General features: G+C 65.8%; 20 protein-coding genes and 1 other RNA gene. 6 read left to right on the top strand and 15 right to left on the bottom strand.

Translation table 11 applies throughout. From position 1 onward, the window contains the following. Positions 1-31: 31 nt before the first annotated feature. The 5 genes from IOC61_RS14250 to rsmI form a co-directional block, all read right to left on the bottom strand. The gene (locus IOC61_RS14250) at positions 32-1,753 is read right to left on the bottom strand and encodes a peptidoglycan D,D-transpeptidase FtsI family protein (RefSeq protein WP_195689408.1); all 1,722 of its coding nucleotides are present in this window, start codon (positions 1,751-1,753) and stop codon (positions 32-34) included. Continuing rightward, entirely contained in the window at positions 1,750-2,073 is a 324-nt protein-coding gene (gene ftsL, locus IOC61_RS14255) for a cell division protein FtsL (protein ID WP_195689409.1), read from the bottom strand. Before ftsL ends, IOC61_RS14250 begins: the two co-directional genes overlap by 4 nt. A gap of 10 nt (positions 2,074-2,083) precedes the next feature. Beyond that, positions 2,084-3,037: a 16S rRNA (cytosine(1402)-N(4))-methyltransferase RsmH gene (gene rsmH, locus IOC61_RS14260; protein ID WP_195689410.1), complete on the bottom strand. Its 954-nt coding sequence runs from the start codon at positions 3,035-3,037 to the stop codon at positions 2,084-2,086. A gap of 73 nt (positions 3,038-3,110) precedes the next feature. Beyond that, positions 3,111-3,463, bottom strand: an RNA gene (gene rnpB / locus IOC61_RS14265) — RNase P RNA component class A. Between the two features lie 92 nt (positions 3,464-3,555). Next, positions 3,556-4,413: a 16S rRNA (cytidine(1402)-2'-O)-methyltransferase gene (gene rsmI, locus IOC61_RS14270; protein ID WP_195689411.1), complete on the bottom strand. Its 858-nt coding sequence runs from the start codon at positions 4,411-4,413 to the stop codon at positions 3,556-3,558. A gap of 51 nt (positions 4,414-4,464) precedes the next feature. Between rsmI and IOC61_RS14275 the strand changes: the two genes are divergently transcribed. From IOC61_RS14275 to IOC61_RS14290, 4 genes are read left to right on the top strand one after another with little or no spacing between them, the layout of a single operon-like run. Continuing rightward, positions 4,465-6,213 (top strand): penicillin-binding protein activator, encoded by a 1,749-nt coding sequence (locus IOC61_RS14275; RefSeq protein ID WP_195689412.1) that lies wholly within the window; start codon positions 4,465-4,467, stop codon positions 6,211-6,213. Next, positions 6,197-6,565: a YraN family protein gene (locus IOC61_RS14280; protein WP_195689413.1), complete on the top strand. Its 369-nt coding sequence runs from the start codon at positions 6,197-6,199 to the stop codon at positions 6,563-6,565. Before IOC61_RS14275 ends, IOC61_RS14280 begins: the two co-directional genes overlap by 17 nt. 24 nt (positions 6,566-6,589) lie before the next feature. Next, positions 6,590-7,183 (top strand): phosphoheptose isomerase, encoded by a 594-nt coding sequence (locus IOC61_RS14285; RefSeq protein WP_195689414.1) that lies wholly within the window; start codon positions 6,590-6,592, stop codon positions 7,181-7,183. Further along, positions 7,183-7,761 (top strand): BON domain-containing protein, encoded by a 579-nt coding sequence (locus IOC61_RS14290; protein ID WP_409228421.1) that lies wholly within the window; start codon positions 7,183-7,185, stop codon positions 7,759-7,761. The genes IOC61_RS14285 and IOC61_RS14290 overlap by 1 nt, the downstream gene beginning before the upstream one ends. 101 nt (positions 7,762-7,862) lie before the next feature. Here IOC61_RS14290 and IOC61_RS14295 read toward each other — a convergent pair whose 3' ends face one another. The 8 genes from IOC61_RS14295 to zapE form a co-directional block, all read right to left on the bottom strand. Beyond that, positions 7,863-8,366 (bottom strand): ClpXP protease specificity-enhancing factor, encoded by a 504-nt coding sequence (locus tag IOC61_RS14295; RefSeq protein WP_195689416.1) that lies wholly within the window; start codon positions 8,364-8,366, stop codon positions 7,863-7,865. Between the two features lie 53 nt (positions 8,367-8,419). Continuing rightward, positions 8,420-9,046 carry a stringent starvation protein SspA gene (gene sspA / locus IOC61_RS14300; protein WP_195689417.1) on the bottom strand — a complete coding sequence of 209 codons (627 nt, stop codon included), beginning with the start codon at positions 9,044-9,046 and terminating at the stop codon, positions 8,420-8,422. A 138-nt stretch (positions 9,047-9,184) separates the two neighbouring features. Further along, a complete protein-coding gene (locus IOC61_RS14305; protein WP_195689418.1) occupies positions 9,185-9,952 on the bottom strand; it encodes a cytochrome c1 in 768 nt (255 codons plus the stop codon). Beyond that, the gene (locus IOC61_RS14310; RefSeq protein WP_195689419.1) at positions 9,952-11,211 is read right to left on the bottom strand and encodes a cytochrome b; all 1,260 of its coding nucleotides are present in this window, start codon (positions 11,209-11,211) and stop codon (positions 9,952-9,954) included. Before IOC61_RS14310 ends, IOC61_RS14305 begins: the two co-directional genes overlap by 1 nt. Beyond that, complete coding sequence (petA, locus tag IOC61_RS14315; protein ID WP_195689420.1) at positions 11,211-11,810, bottom strand: ubiquinol-cytochrome c reductase iron-sulfur subunit; 600 nt, start codon at positions 11,808-11,810, stop codon at positions 11,211-11,213. Before petA ends, IOC61_RS14310 begins: the two co-directional genes overlap by 1 nt. 216 nt (positions 11,811-12,026) lie before the next feature. Continuing rightward, the gene (gene rpsI, locus IOC61_RS14320) at positions 12,027-12,416 is read right to left on the bottom strand and encodes a 30S ribosomal protein S9 (protein WP_195689421.1); all 390 of its coding nucleotides are present in this window, start codon (positions 12,414-12,416) and stop codon (positions 12,027-12,029) included. Between the two features lie 13 nt (positions 12,417-12,429). Further along, positions 12,430-12,858 carry a 50S ribosomal protein L13 gene (rplM, locus tag IOC61_RS14325; protein WP_132042336.1) on the bottom strand — a complete coding sequence of 143 codons (429 nt, stop codon included), beginning with the start codon at positions 12,856-12,858 and terminating at the stop codon, positions 12,430-12,432. Between the two features lie 167 nt (positions 12,859-13,025). Beyond that, positions 13,026-14,159 (bottom strand): cell division protein ZapE, encoded by a 1,134-nt coding sequence (zapE, locus tag IOC61_RS14330; protein ID WP_195689422.1) that lies wholly within the window; start codon positions 14,157-14,159, stop codon positions 13,026-13,028. 241 nt (positions 14,160-14,400) lie between these two features. Between zapE and IOC61_RS14335 the strand changes: the two genes are divergently transcribed. Then, the gene (locus tag IOC61_RS14335; RefSeq protein ID WP_195689423.1) at positions 14,401-14,859 is read left to right on the top strand and encodes a YhcB family protein; all 459 of its coding nucleotides are present in this window, start codon (positions 14,401-14,403) and stop codon (positions 14,857-14,859) included. Positions 14,860-14,940: 81 nt separating this feature from the next. On the opposite strand, the gene IOC61_RS14340 is transcribed toward IOC61_RS14335, so the two are convergent. Next, entirely contained in the window at positions 14,941-15,702 is a 762-nt protein-coding gene (locus tag IOC61_RS14340) for a Nif3-like dinuclear metal center hexameric protein (RefSeq protein ID WP_195689424.1), read from the bottom strand. A gap of 100 nt (positions 15,703-15,802) precedes the next feature. Between IOC61_RS14340 and IOC61_RS14345 the strand changes: the two genes are divergently transcribed. Then, positions 15,803-17,068: a S1C family serine protease gene (locus IOC61_RS14345; protein WP_195689425.1), complete on the top strand. Its 1,266-nt coding sequence runs from the start codon at positions 15,803-15,805 to the stop codon at positions 17,066-17,068. A 78-nt stretch (positions 17,069-17,146) separates the two neighbouring features. Here the strand turns inward: IOC61_RS14345 and hisD are convergent, their stop codons facing one another. After that, complete coding sequence (gene hisD, locus IOC61_RS14350) at positions 17,147-18,466, bottom strand: histidinol dehydrogenase (RefSeq protein ID WP_195689426.1); 1,320 nt, start codon at positions 18,464-18,466, stop codon at positions 17,147-17,149. Positions 18,467-18,560 lie beyond the last annotated feature (94 nt).

Here is an 18,560-nt window from a genome sequence, read left to right on the forward strand (position 1 = left end):
GCTTCAGACAGGGGTTGGCAGGAGAGGCATGCTATTCGGCCTCCTCGAGGTCACGCCGGTCGGGGGGCACATCGAGCAGCCGCAGCGCACTACCGGCGACACGTGAGAATACCGGTGCGGCCACCGCGCCGCCGTAGTAGGAATCACCACGCGGGTGGTCGATCATCACCACCGTCACGATACGGGGATCGCTGACCGGGGCGATGCCCACGAAGAAGCCACGATAGGCGTTCTCCTGATAACCGCCGGCGCCGGTCTTGCGCACGGTGCCCGTCTTGCCGGCGACCCGATACCCCGGCACCTCGGCTCGGCGTGCCCCGGTATCCGGCTCGACAACCCTGTCCATCATCTCCAGTACCCGGCGCGCCACCACGGAGGAGATGACCTGCTCACCCGCCACCGGCTCATCCAGGCGCAGCAGCGAGGGCTGCAGCAGGCGCCCCTCGTTGGCGATGGCGGTGAAGGCACTGGCCAGCTGAAGCGGCGTGACCGAGAGGCCATAGCCATAGGAGAGTGCCGCCCACTGGCTGCTCGACCAGCGCACCGGCGCCGGTACCTCGCCGGTGGCCTCGCCGGGGAAGCCGGTTCCCGGCGGCTGGCCGAAGCCCAGACGACGGTAGAGCTGGGGGATGACCGGTTCATCGTAGCGAAGCGCCAGCTTGGACATGCCGACATTGGAGGACTTCTCCAGAATGCCCGCCAGGTCGAGTTCCTTGTAGTTACGGATATCGCGAATGGTAAAGCGGTCGATGCGCATCCACCCCGGGGCGGTATCCACCACCGTGTCGGGCGACAGACCACCGGCATCGAGCATTGCCGCCAGCGCCAGGGGCTTGACCACCGAGCCGGGCTCATAGGGGTCGACAAGGGCGCGATTGCGCAGCCCCTGGGGGTCGAGCCCGGCGCGATTGTTGGGGTTGTAGGAGGGTTGGTTGGCCATGGCCAGCACCTCGCCGGTGCGGGCGTCAAGCATCACCACCACGCCACCGTCGGCGTCGTTTTCCGCCACCGCGGCCTTGAGCTCGCGATAGGCCATGTACTGCAGGCGCTGGTCGATGGCGAGCGTCAGCTCGCCACCGGGCTTGGCCTCGCGCAGCACTTCGAGGTCACGCACCAGGCGGCCGCGGCGATCCTTGAGCACCCGGCGCAGCCCCGGCGTTCCCGCCAGGTAGGGCTGATAGGCGAGCTCCAGCCCCTCCTGCCCCTTGTCGTCGACGTTGGTCACGCCAAGCAGCTGGGCGGCCACCTCGCCGGCCGGGTAGTACCGCTTGTATTCGTCCTGACGATAGACACCGGGCACCCGCAGGTCGAGAACCCGCTGGGCCGCTTCGGGGGTCATCTGGCGGCGCAGATACATGAACTCACGCTCGGAATAGCGTGCCAGACGCTCGTTGAGGGCCTCGAGGTCCACGCCCAGCGCCGATGCCAGCTGGACGCGCTGAATCGGGTCGTCGGGCACATCCTGGGGATTGGCCCACAGGGTGACCACCGGCGTTGAGATGGCCAGTGGCTCGCCGTGGCGATCGGCAATCATGCCACGGTGGGCGGGAAGCGAGTCGGTACGCAGCGTGCGTGCGTCACCCTGCCCCTGCAGGAAGGGCCGGTCGAGCACATGGAGGACCGCCACGCGCCCCACCAGCAGCCCCAGCCCGACCAGCACCAGCCCCAGGATCACCCCATAGCGCAGTCGGCCCATGGGTGCACCGGGCGGCGGGCGACGCGGCGATACACCGCTGCGTACCTCGGTGCTCATGGCTGGATCACCTCCACCTCTTCCACCCCGGGCAGGCGCATCTCGAGACGCTCCACGGCGAGATGCTCGATGCGCGCCGGCGACGACCAGGCACTCTCCTCGAGCAGAAGCTGTCCCCACTCGGTCTGCAGCTGCTGCTGCTCACGCTCGAGTTGTTGCAGGGCGGCGTACTGCTCACGGGTCAGGTGGCTGACCGCGATGACGGCCATGGCACTCCCGAGGCAGGCGATCAGCAGCACCAGTAACAGCAGTGCACGCAGATTCAAGCGCAGCGCCGAGGGCCAGGCGAGACGAGCGGTAATGGACCTTCCCTGTGTCATGCCGACTCCCTCAGTAGCGTTTGCGCGCCACTCGCATCACCGCGCTGCGCGCGCGGGGGTTCTCCTTGACCTCCGCCTCGCCGGGCCGCCGAGCCTTGCCCAGAGCCTCGAGACGGCGCTCCAGCTGGTCATCGCGAATCGGCATGCCCCGCGGCAGGTGGGTATCGCCACGCACATGATGGCGAATGAAGCGCTTGACCCGGCGGTCCTCCAGGGAGTGGAAGCTGATGACCACCAGATGCCCGCCCGGCGCCAGTGCCTCGAGGGCGGCCTCCAGGGCCGCATCGAGCTGGTCGAGCTCACCGTTGACCTGGATACGCAGGGCCTGGAAGACCCGCGTCGCGGGGTGCTTGTGCTTCTCCCAGGCGGGGTGCGCGGCCTTGACCACCTCGGCCAGGTCGGCGGTGCGCTCGAAGGGTCGCTCGCCGCGACGCTCGAGAATCGCCCTGGCCAGGCGCCGGGCGTAACGCTCCTCGCCGTACTCCTTGAAGACCCGGGAGAGCTCGGCCTCGCCGACCCGTGCGATAAACGCCGCCGCGCTCTCGCCCCGGGTGGGGTCCATGCGCATGTCCAGGGGGCCATCACGCAGGAAGCTGAAACCGCGCTCGGGGTCATCGAGCTGGGGTGACGAGACGCCGATATCGAGCAGCACGCCGGACAGGCGGCCATGCAGCTCATGGCCACGGGCCACCTCGGCGAGACGGGCGAACTCGGCCCGCTCGATGGTGAAGCGGGGATCATCGATGGTGCCGGCTTCGGCGATCGCCTGGGGGTCACGATCGATGGCCAGCAGTCTGCCCCGGGGGGCGAGGCGTGCAAGGATCTCTCGCGAGTGACCACCGCGACCGAAGGTGCCGTCGAGATAGACGCCTTCGGAATCGTGGATCAGGGCATCGACCGCTCCGTCGAGCAGGACGCTGGCGTGTCGAAATCCCCGCGGGGGTGTGTCAGGGGCTGACTGCATGCGCTTCTCGATCCACGGTAAAGCGACGGAGGGCTCCGTCGCCGGACTGAAAATGGTCACCTTCTTGAAACAGGGGGGGAGCCGGCCGATAAGCCGGGTTCTGTCGTGGACAGCCATTCATCTAGGGGCCGCGTCACCACGGCCCTCGAGCAACCTACCCGAACCCGACGCGGGCCACGCCAGCGGGTTCCTATTTGGTCTTGCTCCGAGTGGGGTTTACCGTGCCACGCACTGTTGCCAGGCGCGCGGTGCGCTCTTACCGCACCCTTTCACCCTTACCGGCCTCCCGAAGGAGACGTAGGCGGTCTGCTCTCTGCTGCACTTTCCGTCGGCTCACGCCGCCCAGGCGTTACCTGGCACTCTGCCCTATGGAGCCCGGACTTTCCTCCCCCGGATCACTCCGGCGGCGACTGTCTGGCCGACTCCCGCGGCAAGGATACCAGCGCCCCGGCACCCCCTCAACAAAAGTGACACCAAGACGCCTTCTGCCGAATGCCGGGGGAGAGGACAGGCCAGGCTCAATCGTCATCCTTCAACGCCTGGGCGCGGGCATACCAGGCCTTGCGGGCACCACCAAGAAGCCGGGACGCCACTCCCGCGGCCTGCTTGACGCCAGCCCCCTCGGCCAGCAGCGCCGCCAGCAGCGTCTCGCCCTCCACTTCGCCACCCACTCCCTTCTCGCGGGGCGGCGCACCGGCCACCATCACCACAAACTCGCCACGCGCCTGGTTCGGGTCATCCTCCATGCGCGCGGCGAGCTCGAGGGCGCTTCCCTCCAGGAAGGTCTCGAAGGTCTTGGTCAACTCCCGGCCCACGACCAGATGGCGCTCACCGAGGGTCGCACCGATATCCGCCAGGGTATCGCGGATACGATGAGGTGACTCATAGAACACCAGCGTCTCGGTACGCCCCGCCAGCTCCTCGAGCTGAGCACGGCGGGCACCGCTCTTGGCCGGCAGAAAGCCGTGGAAGGTGAAGCGGTCGGTGGGCAGGCCGGCAACCGAGAGCGCCGTCACCAGCGCGCAGGCTCCCGGGATCGGCACGATGCGCCGCCCCCGGGCACGCAGTTCGCGCACCAGCACGAAGCCGGGATCACTGATCAGCGGTGTGCCGGCATCAGAGACCAGGGCAATCGACTCGCCCGCGGCCAGGTGGGCGTCGATCCGGTCGACGCGTGCCGCCTCGTTGTGTTCATGAAGCGACAGCATGGGTACCCGCACCCCCAGATGACGCAACAAACGAGCGGTGTGGCGGGTATCCTCGGCAGCCACCATGGTTACCTCGGCCAACACGGCCGCGGCCCGCGGGCTCAGGTCCTGCAAATTCCCAATTGGCGTGGCGACCACGTACAATGCAGCTGAGTTCGATTCTGACACGTCGCCTCCTGGGCGGGCTCCCGATACGACGGATGGATAAAGGAAGGATTCATGCTCAAAGTGACACGCGGCCTGCTGGCCACTGCGCTTCTCGCGCTGCTGCTGGCCGGCTGCGCCTACCAGCCGGGCATCGTCGAACGCGCCCTCGATGACGACCCCGCCACGCTACTCGAACAAGCTCAACAACAGGAGCCGGCCGAGGCGGCCCGCACTCGACTGGACGCGGCGGATATCCTAGCACGCCGGGGCCAGCGCACCCAGGCACTCGAGGTCGCCCGTCAGATTGATCGATCGCAACTTGCCGGCGACCCTCTGGCGCGCTGGGCGCTCCTGCTGGCCGATCTCGGCGAGAGCGAGGGCGACCCCGAGGCCGTGATCCAGGCCACCCAGGATCTCGACGACCTGGCCCTCAACCGCAGCCAGACGCTGGCCCTGCGCGAACAGCGTGGCCTGGCCCTGCTCGAACGGGGCAACCCCTTCGCCGCAGCCAGGGCCCTGCTGCTGGTACAGGCTGAGTCCGACGACGAGGCACTCAACGACCCCATCTGGCGAGCCCTGGGTGGCGTCGAGCAGCGGCGACTGGCCCAGCTCGGCGAGCTCCAGGGCACCCTGACCCGCGGCTGGGTGGAACTGGTCGAGACGGTACGCAGTGGCGATGGCAATATCGACCGCCTCTTCCTTCGCCTGGACGAGTGGCGCAGCCGTCACCAGCGCCACCCGGCGGCACGACGCCTGCCGGCGGATCTCATCGCCCTGCGCGAGCTGCGCGGCCAGGAGGTGCAGCATATTGCCGTGCTGCTGCCCGAATCCGGCGCCCTGTCGCGTATCGCCACGGCGATCGGCGAAGGCATCCGCACCCGGCATCGCCTTTCAGACGACAATATCCGCCTCAGCTTTATCGACAGCGCCTCCGGCAGTCTCGAATCGCTCTATCGAGAGGCCCAGAATCGCGGTGCCCAGGTGGTCATCGGCCCGCTCGACAAGGATCGGGTGAGCGAGCTTGAGCGCCGCAACCGGGTGCCACTCCCCACCCTGGCCCTCAACTACGGCAGGAGTGCCACTAACGCCGCCGAAGGACTCTTCCAGTATGGCCTGTCCGCCGAGGGTGAGGCCAAGCAGGTCGCTCGGCGCGCCTGGGACGACGGGCACCGTCGCGCCGCCCTGCTGGTCCCGGACAACGACTGGGGTCAGCGGGTCGGCGAGGCCTTCTGGGATGAGTGGCGCGCCCAGGGTGGCAAGGTCACCAAGGCGGTTCGCTACAACCCCGGCGCCTCAGCCACCGAGAGCACTCGTCGCACCATCGCCGAAAGCCGTCCCGATCTCCTGTTCATGCTGGCACTGCCCGACTACGCTCGCCAGGTCCCCCCGACCCTCGACTACTATGGCGCCAACAAGCTGCCGGTCTACGCCACCTCGCATCTGTTCAGCGGGCAGCTCAATCCACGCCTCGATGGCGACCTGAACGACGTCATGTTCCTGGATATCCCCTGGCAGATCCCCGATGCCGCGGCGGGCGGCGAGGACGCCCTGCCCTTCACCGCAAGCTATCGCAGCCTGCGCGAGGAGGCGGACCCCAACCTGTTCCGCCTGAACGCCATGGGAGTCGACGCCTTCGAGCTGGCACGCCGGCTCCCCCAGTTCCAGCTGGTCTCGAACAGCGAACTGTTTGGAGCGACCGGCAGCCTGCGCGCCGGGCAAGATGGACGCATTCAGCGCACGCTGCCCTGGGCACGCTTCATCGATGGCGTCCCGCAACCGGTATTGAGCCCAGGGGCTTTCGGCGATGAGCGGACCCCGTGACGCCAGGGCCCGCGGCGAGGCGGTCGAACGCCTCGTCGCGGCCTGGCTGACCGACCGCGGCCTCCAGCCGGTGGCCGCCAACCAGCACGCCAAGGGAGGCGAGCTGGACCTGGTGATGCGTGATGGCGAAACCCTGGTCTTCGTCGAGGTGCGCCATCGTGCCGATAGCCGCCATGGCCACCCCCTCGAGACCATCACGCTCACCAAGCAGCGCCGCCTGATAAGGGCGGCACGTTTTTATCTACAGAACAACCGGCTATCATGTCCCTGCCGCTTCGATGTGGTGGCCGTCACCGGCCTGCCACCCGAACTCGACATACAGTGGGTGGTCAATGCCTTCGACGCCTACTAACCCGCCACAGGAACCTGACTCAGCATGGATTTCCAGCAGCGCATTCTTGATCACTTCAACGCCAGCATCGATACCAAGACCTATGCCAGCGAAGTGCTGCCGCCCTTTATCGAGGTCGCCAGTCAGATGATGGTCCAGTGTCTGGTCAGCGAGGGCAAGGTCCTGGCCTGCGGCAATGGCGGTAGCGCCGGCGACAGTCAGCACTTCTCGTCGGAACTGCTCAATCGCTTCGAGCGGGAGCGCCCCAGCCTCCCCGCCCTGGCCCTGACCACCGACACCTCGACCCTGACCTCCATCGCCAACGACTACAGCTACAACGAGGTGTTCTCCAAGCAGGTGCGTGCCCTTGGCCAGCCTGGCGACGTTCTGCTGGCGATCTCCACCAGCGGCAACTCGGCCAACGTCATTCAGGCCATTCAGGCCGCCCACGACCGTGACATGACGGTGGTGGCACTCACCGGTCGCGATGGTGGCAACATGGCCTCGCTGCTCGGCCAGGACGACTGCGAGATCCGCGTCCCGGCGACCTCCACCGCACGAATTCAGGAGGTCCACCTGCTGGTGATCCACTGCCTCTGCGACCTGATCGACGAACAACTCTTTGGAGCAAGCGAATGATGAAACGCCCCACCCTGCTCGGCACCCTGCTGCTGATCACCTCTCTGGGCCTCGCCGGCTGTACCACCGTGACCAGCGTGACCCATCAGGGCACCATCGAGGAGAATTACGGCAAGCGTACCACCGGCGACCAGATCGAAGACCAGAGCATCGAGACCAAGATCACCCATAACCTTGGCCATACCGACGCCCGCCTGGGTGACGCGCGAATCAATGTCGACAGCTATGCGGGGCTGGTGCTGCTCACCGGCCAGGTGCCCAGCGAGGAACTCAAGGAGAAGGCCGGCGAGGTGGCGAGCCGGGTACGCAATGTTCGCAATGTCCATAACGAGCTGAGCATCGCCGGCAACCTGCCCGCCAGTCAGCGGCTTTCGGACACCTGGCTCAACACCCGCATCCGCACCCACCTGGCCGCGAACCAGGCGATCGACTCGAGCCGCATCCGGGTAGTCACCGAGAATGCCAGCGTCTATCTGATGGGCATCGTGACCCGCGCCGAGGCCGAGCGCATCGTCCAGGCGGTCTCGCAGCTGGGTGGCATGCAGCGCATCGTCAAGGTCTTCGACTATCTCGACTGAACCGGCTCGACTGAACCAGCCCGACTGCTCGCTGCAAGCGCAAGACGGCAGGCCTCAGGGCCTGCCGTCTTGCATGAACCATCATCACCCCGGTACGAGAACTACTTGATCACCCGCAGGGAGGGCTTGCCCTTGGGCGGCCGCCGAGAGCCCTCGCCCTGAGAGTCCTCGCCCTTCTCTTCCGACGCCTCCTTCTCCTGCGAGGTATCGGCGTCACGCTCGACCTCCGCCAGCGTCGGCGGCTCGTCCTCGGTCGCCTCGGCCGGCTGGGGAATCACCGGCTCATGTCCGAAGACCATGCCGACACCATTCTCGCGACCATAGATGGCCACCAGGGCATCACTCGGCACCATCACCCGCATGGGATGACCACCGAAGCGCGCCTCGAAACTGATCGCGTCATTCTCCATCGCGAGCTCACGAACGGCGTTTGGCGACAGGTTGAGAACGATCTGGCCATTCTGTACGAACTGTCGCGGCACCTCCACCTGGGGATGCTCGGCATCGACCACGATATGGGGCGTGAGGTCATGGTCCAGCAGCCACTCGAAGAGGGCTCTGGCCAGGTAGGGGCGACTGGATAGGCTGGGACGACTGGAGTCCATCGCCTCTCCCTCCTGCGTTGGCCGGCTGCCCGAAGGCGGCCGGGAAAAGTGTATCAGCTGCGAATCTCGCGCTCGCGCTCGCTCAGTGACGCCTTGAAGCCGTCTCGCTCGAAGACTCGCTCCATGTAGTCGAGCAGGGGGGCTACCTGTTTCTCGGGCAGTTCGATGCCCAGGGCGGGCAGACGCCACAGGATCGGCGCCAGGCAGCAGTCCACCAGGGTGAACTCTTCGCTCATGAAGAACGCCATGTCCTCGAAGATGGGCGAGATACCGACGAGGCTCTCACGCAGCTCCTTGCGCGCCTTGTCCGCCTCCTTCTTGCTCCCCTGCTCGATCTGCTCCACCAGCGGGCACCACTCGCGCTCGATGCGGTGCATCCAGAGACGACTCTGGGCACGCGCCACCGGATAGACCGGCAGCAGCGGAGGGTGTGGGAAGCGCTCGTCCAGGTACTCCATCATCACCTTGGACTCGTACAGCACGAGATCGCGATCCAGCAGGGTCGGCACGCTGTTGTAGGGGTTGAGATCGGCGAGATCCTCGGGGGGCTGGTCCGGGTTGACCTCCACGATGTCTACCGCAACACCCTTCTCGGCGAGCACGATACGCACCCGATGACTGAAATGATCGGAGCCACCGGAATAGAAGATCATCGACGACCGCTTGGCCACTACACCCATGAAACAATCCTCGCATCAAATCGAATAATCATGATAACACGCGGGCCTCGCTCCGCGGGGAAGCGATTGACGCGACACATACGCCACGGGGGCGCATGGCCCTCGGCCATGCGCCCCCGTCAGCCTGCAACCCGGCGGTCAGTGGATATCGCGCCAGTACTCGCGCTTGAGCAGGTAGGCGATGACACCGAAGATGAAGATAAAGATCAGCACCTTCGGGGCCAGAGCCTGAGCCTGCAGCTTGGATGGCTCACCCACATAGGCCAGGAAGTTGGTCAGATCGTAGACCGCCTCCTCGAACTCATCCGGCTCCAGCTCGCCCGGCTGAGTCACCTGCAGCACATTACAGGACTGGTACTTGCCAGTCAGCGGATCAAGCTCGGCCCCCTCCACCGGACGATCGGTCTCGGAGCACACCATCTCCTGCACGCCCTGCAGAGGCTCAAGCACGTTGGGCATGGCCACCATGTCGAACACGGCATTGTTCACCCCGGTACCGGTGCTCGGGTCCTTGTAGAACGAGAGCAGGTAGGAGTAGATCCAGTCGGTGCCGCGCAGCCGTGACTCGAGGGTCAGGTCGGGCGGCGGCGCCCCGAACCAGGCCTCGGCATCGTCCTTGTTCATGGCGATATGCATCTGGTCATTGAAGGCCAGATCCGAGGAGAAGATCAGGTTCTCCTCGACCAGGTCCTGGGGCATCCCCAGGTCATCGGCGGCACGGGCAAAGCGCTGGTGCTCCAGGGAGTGACACCCCATGCAGTAGTTGGTGTAGAGCTGCATGCCTCGCTGCAACGACGCCTTGTCATCAAGGTCGGGCGTCATGGAGTACGGGACGCTCGCGCCTTCGGCGGCCATGGCCGTGAGGGGCACCAGCGCGAAGAGCAGTGCGAACAGTTGCTTTTTCATTAGCCAGTCACCCTCTCCGGAACGGGTTTGGTCTTCTCCAGCCGGGTATAGAACGGCATCAACAGGAAGAAGGCGAAATAGACGGCGGTACACACCTGAGCGAGCACGGTGCGGCCATCGGTGGCCGGCAGTACGCCCAGGACCCCCAGGATGACAAAGCTGATCGCGAACAGCACCAGCATCCCCTTGGACATCCAGCCCTTGTAGCGCATGGAGCGCACCGGACTGCGGTCCAGCCACGGCAGCACGAAGAGCACCGCGATGGCCGCCCCCATGAAGATCACGCCGAGGAACTTGGCATCGAGCCCGAACAGCGAGAAGGTGATCGCGCGCAGAATCGCGTAGAAGGGCGTGAAGTACCACACCGGGGCGATATGGTCCGGCGTCTTCAGCGGGTTGGCCGGCTCGAAGTTGGGCTTCTCGAGGAAGTAGCCACCGCCTTCGGGGAAGTAGAAGATCACCACCGCGAAGACGAACAGGAAGACGGCCACGCCGACGATATCCTTCACCGTGTAGTACGGGTGGAAGGGAATGCCATCCAGCGGCTTGCCGGTCTCGTCCTTCTTCTTCTTGATGTCGATGCCATCCGGGTTGTTGGAACCAACCTCGTGCAGGGCGATGATATGCAGGACCACCAGCGCCAGGATCACGATGGGCAGCGCCACCACGTGGAGGGCAAAGAAACGGTTGAGCGTGATGCCGGAGATCAGGAAGTCACCACGAATCCACTGGGTCAGGTCGGGGCCGATGACCGGAATCGCGGAGAACAGCGAGATGATCACCTGGGCGCCCCAGTAGGACATCTGACCCCAGGGCAGCAGATACCCCATGAAGGCCTCGGCCATCAGCGCCAGATAGATCGCCATGCCGAAGATCCACACCAGCTCGCGGGGCGCCTTGTAGGAGCCGTAGAGCAGGCCGCGGAACATGTGCAGATACACCACCACGAAGAAGGCCGTGGCGCCAGTGGAGTGCAGGTAGCGGATCAACCACCCCCACTCGACATCGCGCATGATGTACTCGACCGAGGCGAAGGCGCCCTCGGCGGAGGGGTTGTAGCTCATGGTCAGCCAGATCCCGGTCAGAATCTGATTGACCAGCACCAGCAGGGCCAGCGAGCCGAAGAAGTACCAGAAGTTGAAGTTCTTGGGGGCGTAATACTTGGACAGGTGCTCCTGCCACATCTGCGTCGCGGGGAAACGCTCATCCACCCAGCGCATCAAGCCCTTTTCCGCCATCGGCTTGTTCGGGTTACCCATCAGGCAGTCTCCTCATCTTCGCCGACGATGATGATCTCGTCGGACTCGAAGCGGTAAGGCGGCACCTCCAGGTTGGTGGGCGCCGGCACCCCGCGGAATACACGGCCCGCCAGATCGAAGCGCGAGCCATGGCAGGGGCAGAAGAAACCACCCGGCCAGTCGCTGGTACCCACATCGTCCGCATCGGGTTCGGGTCGAAACAGCGGCGAGCAGCCCAGATGGGTACAGATGCCGATCAGGACCCCGATCTCGGGCTTGATGGAGCGCAGGGGGCCATCGATATAGGCCGGCTGCTGCGGCACGTCTGATGTGGGATCGGTAAGCCGCGAGCCGTCGACGGACTCGATGCGCTCGATCATCTCCGGGGTGCGGTTGACGATCCACACCGGCTTTCCACGCCACTCCACGGTCATGCGCTGACCGGGCTCAAGCTTGGATATATCCGCCTGAACCGGCGCGCCCGCCGCTCTCGCCCTGGCACTCGGCTGCCAGGAAGCCACAAAGGGGACCGCAACCCCGACGGCACCAACCCCACCTACAACGGTGGTAGCACCCACGAGGAAACGGCGCCGACCCTTGTTCACGCCGTTATCTGCCATTTCAAGGTTTCTCCCATCAGCTTACCCGTTGACCCATCACGGGCATCATCCCCGCGACCACGGACATCAAATGCGGTACATGTTAAGAAATCGCGCCGCCGCACACAAGGAAAAGGACCCTGACCAGGACGGCTTGATGCACACAAATCGTTGACGCAGAACAAGAAACGCCCGGGTTGATAACCCGGGCGTCGCATGCTCCATGGCGGCTGGTGATCAGCGCTTGGAGAACTGCGGACGACGGCGCGCCTTGCGCAGACCGATCTTCTTACGCTCGACCTCACGCGCGTCACGGGTCACATAGCCCGCCTGACGCAGCGGCGCACGGAAGTCTTCGTTGTACGCCATCAGGGCACGGGTGATGCCGTGACGGATCGCGCCGGCCTGGGCGGAGCCACCGCCGCCCTTGACGGTGACGTAGACGTCGAACTGCCCAAGGGTCTCGGTCAGCTCGAGGGGCTGGCGAACGACCATGCGGCCGGTGACGCGGCCGAAGTACTGGTCCAGCTCACGGCTGTTGACGGTGATCTTGCCGGTGCCCGGCTTCATGAAAACGCGGGCGGTAGAGGTCTTGCGGCGCCCGGTACCGTAGTATTGCTGTGTCATGGCGAAGATTCCCTCAGATGTTCAGTTCTTGCGGCTGCTGGGCGGCGTGCGGATGTTCGGCACCGGCGTAGACCTTGAGCTTGGTGTACATGGCGCGACCCAGGGGACCCTTGGGCAGCATGCCCTTCACGGCGCTCTCGATGATACGCTCGGGAGCGTGATCAAGCATCTTGTCGAAGGTCATGGAGCGCAGGCCACCGGGGTAGCCGGTGTGACGATAATAGGTCTTGGCCTTGGCCTTGTTGCCGGTCACCTTCACCTTCTCGGCGTTGATCACGACGATATAGTCGCCGCCATCCACGTGGGGGGTGTATTCCGGCTTGTGCTTGCCGCGCAGGCGACGAGCGATCTCGGTGGCCAGTCGGCCGAGCGTCTTGTCCGCGGCGTCGACGACGTACCAGTCGCGCTCGACGGACTGCGGTTTGGCAGTGAACGTCTTCATGAAATCTCACCAATCAAGTGTATTGGGTTCTGCCACCGGATGACCGGCATGGAACCATCCCTATTCTTCTTGGTTGGCCTCGACGCGCGAGACCAACGAGTAGAGCGCGCGAAGTCTACATGAACTCGCCCCTTCCATGCAATGCCAGCTTCCGGGCGAAGGCCGGGTCAGGGCTTGTGGGCTAGCGCCAGGTAGTCGTGGGACTGCATCTCCTGCAGGCGGGAGAGGGTCCTCTTGAACTCGAACTCGAGTCGACCATCGGCATAGAGCCGCTCGGCAGGCACCTCGGCGGACATCAACAGCTTGACCCCGCGGTCATAGAACTCGTCGACCATGTTGATGAAGCGCCGCGCCTGATCATCGGACTTCCCATCCATGCGCGGCACGTTGGAGACCAGCACGGAGTGAAACTCCCGCGCCAGCTCGATGTAATCGTTCTGGCTGCGGGGCCCATCACAGAGCGCGCGAAACTCGAACCACACCACATCATCATGGAATCGGCGTGCGTGCAGCACCCGATGATTGACCTCCAGCGGCACATCGGCCTCGCCCTCCTGGCCGGCAATCTCGCGAAAGCTGCGCGCAAGCTCGACCTCGGCGGCATCATCGAGCGGCGAATGAAATATCTCGGCACGCTCGAGCGCCCGCAGCCGATAGTCGATGCCAGAGTCGACATTGACCACCTCGCAGTGCCGCTCCAGCAGGTCGATGGCGGGCAGGAAGCGTGCACGCTGCAGCCCCTCCTTGTAGAGCTCGCCGGGCACGATATTGGACGTTGCCACCAGCACCACGCCACGTTCGAACAGCGCCTCGAGCAGATTGGCGAGAATCATCGCGTCGGTGATGTCCTTGACGAAGAACTCATCGAAGCAGATCACCCTGGCCTCGGCCGCGAACTTGGCGGCGATCAGGCGCAGGGGGTTCTTCTCGCCCTTGTAGTGCTCGAGCTCGTTGTGCACCCGCTGCATGAAGCGGTGGAAGTGAGTGCGCATCTTCTCGGGGAAAGGCAGGGATTCGTAGAAGGCATCCACCAGATAGGTCTTGCCACGCCCCACGCCTCCCCAGAAGTAGAGGCCGCGAATCGCCGGCAGGTCCGGCGCGACGGGCTCACTGCGCGCCCGCCTGCCGAACAGCCCCGCCACACGCGAGGCCAGCCCGCCGCCCGATGCGGCGGCGCGGGAAGGTGCCTGGGGCGAGCGCAACAAATCATCATAGAGACGCTGCAGATGCTCCACGGCCTGGGCCTGGGCGGCATCATACTGGAAGTCGTCGCGTTCCAGATCGGCACGATAGCGGGCCATGGGTGTCGGGCGAGTGTCTCGATTGGCAGCATGCATGGGGACGAAAACGGCCTGTTTCGGCTTCGACAGGAGGCATATTATACGCGCCTGAACAACGAAACGCATCGCTGGCGCCAGCGCGCGTTGACCCATCGCCTAGGCTCGACCCTATAATAGTGCGCGTCGGGGCCCACGCCCCACCACCGGATCCGCTCGCCGTAACGTCGGCCGCAGGATCGTTCACCGCCGCAGGGAGACCGACGTGGACGAGAGCAACATCAACTGGATTCTGGCCATTGCCTGCCTGCTGGCCGGCATCGGCCTGGGGGCACTGGGATACCACCTGCTCAATTCCGGCGCCGACGGCATGCAGCGTCTGCGCCAGCGCCTGGCCGAACGCGACAGGGAGCTTTCGGCCCTGCGCGACGGCATGGACGAACACTTCGACGAGGTCGGCCGGCTGACGGAGACGCTACGCCAGAATGGCGAGGCGCTGGCCGCGCGCCTCGCCACGGACGCCGACACCCTCGGTGCACGCTCTCGGCCGGCCCGTGGCCTGACCATGGATGAAGCCGCAACCGCTGCCGATGAAGGGAGCGACAACTCTCCCCCAGCGCCGCGTGACTACGCCGACGGCTCCGGTGGCACCCTCTCCGAGGACTTCGGTCTCAAGGAGGCCGATAGCCAGGATGGCGAGAAGCTCGACGCTCCCCGTTACTGAGCCGGCCGACGCCTGCCACTACATGTCATGTCACTACCGACGCGATGCCCCGCTTCATGAGCGGGGCGTTCGCTTTCGAGGCTACGCCGGGTTGTCGATATCCACGAAACGGTGCTCGAGACCGAACTCCTCGGCCAACCACTCACCCAGTGCCCGAACGCCATCTCGCTCGGTCGCATGATGTCCCGCACAGAGGTAGTGAATGCCGAGCTCGCGCGCCAGATGGGTGGTGCGCTCGGAGATCTCGCCGGAGATGAAGGCATCGGCCCCCGCCTCCCAGGCCGCCGTGATCATGTCCTGAGCCCCGCCGGTACACCAGGCCACGCGGCGAATCTCGCCGGCATGCGGCGCCTCCACCAGCAGCGCCTCGCGCCCCAGGCGCTCGCCCACATGAGCGCTGAGCGCCTGGGCATTCATGCCCGCCGGAGGCGTCCCCAGCCACAGCAGCCCCTCCCCCATCGTGCCGTCGGCGCACCCTTCCGCCGTAAAGCCCAGCCGCCGCCCCAGCTCGGCGTTGTTGCCGAGCTCGGGGTGAGCATCCAGCGGCAGGTGATAGGCCAGCAGGTTGATATCGTGGGTCAGCAGGGTCTGCAGGCGCCGACGCTTCATGCCGGTAACCGCCACCGGCTCGTTCTTCCAGAAGTAGCCATGGTGCACCAGCACCAGATCGGCTCCCCAGGCGACCGCCTCGTCGAGCAGCGCCTGGCTGGCGGTGACGCCACTGAGCACTTTCACGACCTCCTCTCGCCCCTCCACCTGCAGGCCATTGACGGTGTAGTCTTTGAAGCGGCTGGCCTGCAGCCTGCTATCGCAGGCGGCTACCAAGGCATCGCGATGAGCCATCGTCTCCTCCGGACGCTGTGGAATGAAGGTGTTACCATGCGTCGATTGTAACCGTCGCCGCCCCGCTTCGGCGAACGCTCTGACGAGGACCGCGCCCCGCATGCCCTACCGATCGCCGCGCCATCACCTACGCTCGCTTATGCCCTACCTGCTTCCCGTTCTGATCGGGCTCCTGCTTGCCGTGGCACTGCTCAACGCCTTCCCGCAACTGTCGGGACGCCATGGCAGTGAGGCCCCGGTGGTTACGCCCTCCCCTGCTCCCCGCGAGCCGCTGGCGGTATCACCCGAGGCAACGGCGCCCCGCGCCCCCATCGAGCGTCCGGCACCGGAACTGCGCCAGGCGCCACCGCTCTCCCGCGAGCAGGGACCGGCAAGCTACGCCGCAGCGGTCGAGCGCGCCGCCCCCGCCGTGGTCAACATCTACTCCTCCCGGGTCGTCGAGCGCGACCAGCACCCGCTGATGTCGGACCCCTTCTTCCGCCAGTTCTTCGGCGACGACATGCCGGCCCGCCAGCGCATGCTCTCGAGCCTGGGCTCGGGTGTGATCGTCAGCGAGCAGGGCTACGTGCTGACCAACCATCACGTCATCGGTGGCGCCGACCAGATCCAGGTCGCGCTGCGTGACGGCCGCGAGACACTGGCCGAGGTGATCGGCACCGATCCGGAAAGCGACCTCGCCGTGCTGCGTATCGAGCTTGACGATCTGCCGGTCATCGAACTGGCCGACTCCACGGAGGTGGCCATCGGCGATGTGGCCCTGGCCATCGGCAACCCCTTCGGGGTCGGCCAGACGGTCACCATGGGCATCATCAGCGCCACCGGGCGGAGCCACCTGGGACTGAACGCCTATGAGGACTTTATCCAGACCGATGCCGCCATCAATCCGGGCAACTCCGGGGGGGCACTGATCAGCCCCGATGGCGCCATGGTCGGCATCAATACCGCCATCTTTTCACGCTCCGGCGGCTCCCAGGGCATCGGCTTCGCGATCCCTGCCAACCTGGCACGCAACATCCTCGAGGAGCTGGTCACCCAGGGGCGGGTGATTCGAGGCTGGCTGGGGGTCGAGGCCCAGGAGCTCAATCCGGAGCTGGCCGCCTCCTTCGGCCTCAAGGCGCCACGTGGCGTGATCATCGCCGGGGTCGTACCCGACGGCCCCGCCGACCAGGCCGGCCTGCGCCCCGGTGATGTGCTGCTCTCCATCGATGGCCGAGCGATCCTCGACGCGCGGGAAACGATGGCCGATATCGCCGCCGTGGAGCCCGGCGACAGCCTGCCGCTCAGCGTGGTGCGCGGCGGCGAGAAGCTTGCGCTGACGGTCGAGGTGGGTGAGCGCCCTCCCCCCGAGCTCCAGCAGCCCGAATAGCCCCAGCCCGGCATGTAAAACGCGAAGGGCCCCACCTTGCGGCGGGGCCCTTCGCGTGTCTCGACTCGACCCAGCGGCTCACGTCCTGATGCGATACTCGGCGCTGCGCGCATGCGCGGTCAGCGACTCGCCGCGAGCCAGCACCGAGGCGACCCTGCCGAGGGTCGAGGCGCCTTCGGCCGAGCAGTGGATGATCGATGAGCGTTTCTGGAAGTCATAGACGCCCAGTGGCGACGAGAAGCGTGCCGTCCCCGAGGTGGGAAGCACGTGATTGGGCCCGGCACAGTAGTCGCCCAGCGCCTCGGCGGTATAGCGCCCCATGAAGATGGCTCCGGCATGGCGCACCTCGGGCAGCCACCCCTCGGGGTTGGCGACCGAGAGCTCAAGATGCTCGGGGGCAATGCGATTGATCAGGGTCACCGCCTCGGCACGATCGCGGCAGCGAATCAGCGCTCCCCGCCGTGAGAGAGACTCACGCACGATCTCGTGGCGCTCCAGGGTCGGCAGCAGGCGGTCGATGGCCGCCTCCACGGCATCCAGATGTTCGCCATCCCAGCTCACCAGAATCGCCTGGGCATCCTCGTCGTGCTCGGCCTGGGAGAAGAGATCCATGGCCAGCCATTCGGGGTCGGTGCCGCCATCCGAGACCACCAGGATCTCCGAGGGGCCGGCGATCATGTCGATGCCCACCTGACCGAATACCGCTCGCTTGGCGGTGGCCACGTAGATGTTGCCCGGGCCGACGATCTTGTCGACCCGCGGCACCGTCTCCGTGCCGTAGGCCAGCGCGGCAACCGCCTGAGCGCCGCCCACGGTGAAGACACGATCGACACCGGCCAGGTGCGCCGCGGCCAGCACCAGCTCGTTGAGCACGCCGTCCGGCGTAGGTACCACCATGATGATCTCGCGTACACCGGCCACATGGGCAGGAATCGCGTTCATCAATACCGAGGAGGGGTAGGCCGCCTTTCCGCCGGGCACATAGATGCCGGCACGATCCAGTGGCATGACCTGCTGGCCGAGCACGGTGCCGTCCTCCTCGGTGTAGTGCCAGGATTCGGGCTTCTGGTGCTCATGGTAGAGCCGGATGCGCTCCGCCGCCTGGGCCAGCGCCTCGCGCTGCTCGGTGGGCAGCCCCTCATAGGCCCGGCGCAGGCGCGGCGCATCGAGAGTGAGCTCGACCATGTCCGTGACCGCAAGACGGTCGAAGCGATTGCTGGCCTCCACCAGGGCCGCATCGCCGCGCTCCTTCACCGCGGCAAGGATCTCCGCGACCCGGGCCTGGACCTCGCCATCGGAGACCCCCTCCCAGGCGAGCAGATGGTCGAGCCGTGTCGAGAAGTCGGCGTCGGCGGTCGCGAGGCGGGAGATTCCGGAAGAGGCGTGGGTCTCGGTCATGGCTGCATCTCTATGGTGTCGGGCCTGTTGATATCGGGCCTGTTGATATCGGGCTGGTCGAGTCTGTCGGCAAGCACCTCAGTCGGCAGACAGC

The sequence above is a fragment of the Halomonas sp. KAO genome (assembly GCF_015595025.1).
Lineage (GTDB): Bacteria > Pseudomonadota > Gammaproteobacteria > Pseudomonadales > Halomonadaceae > Halomonas.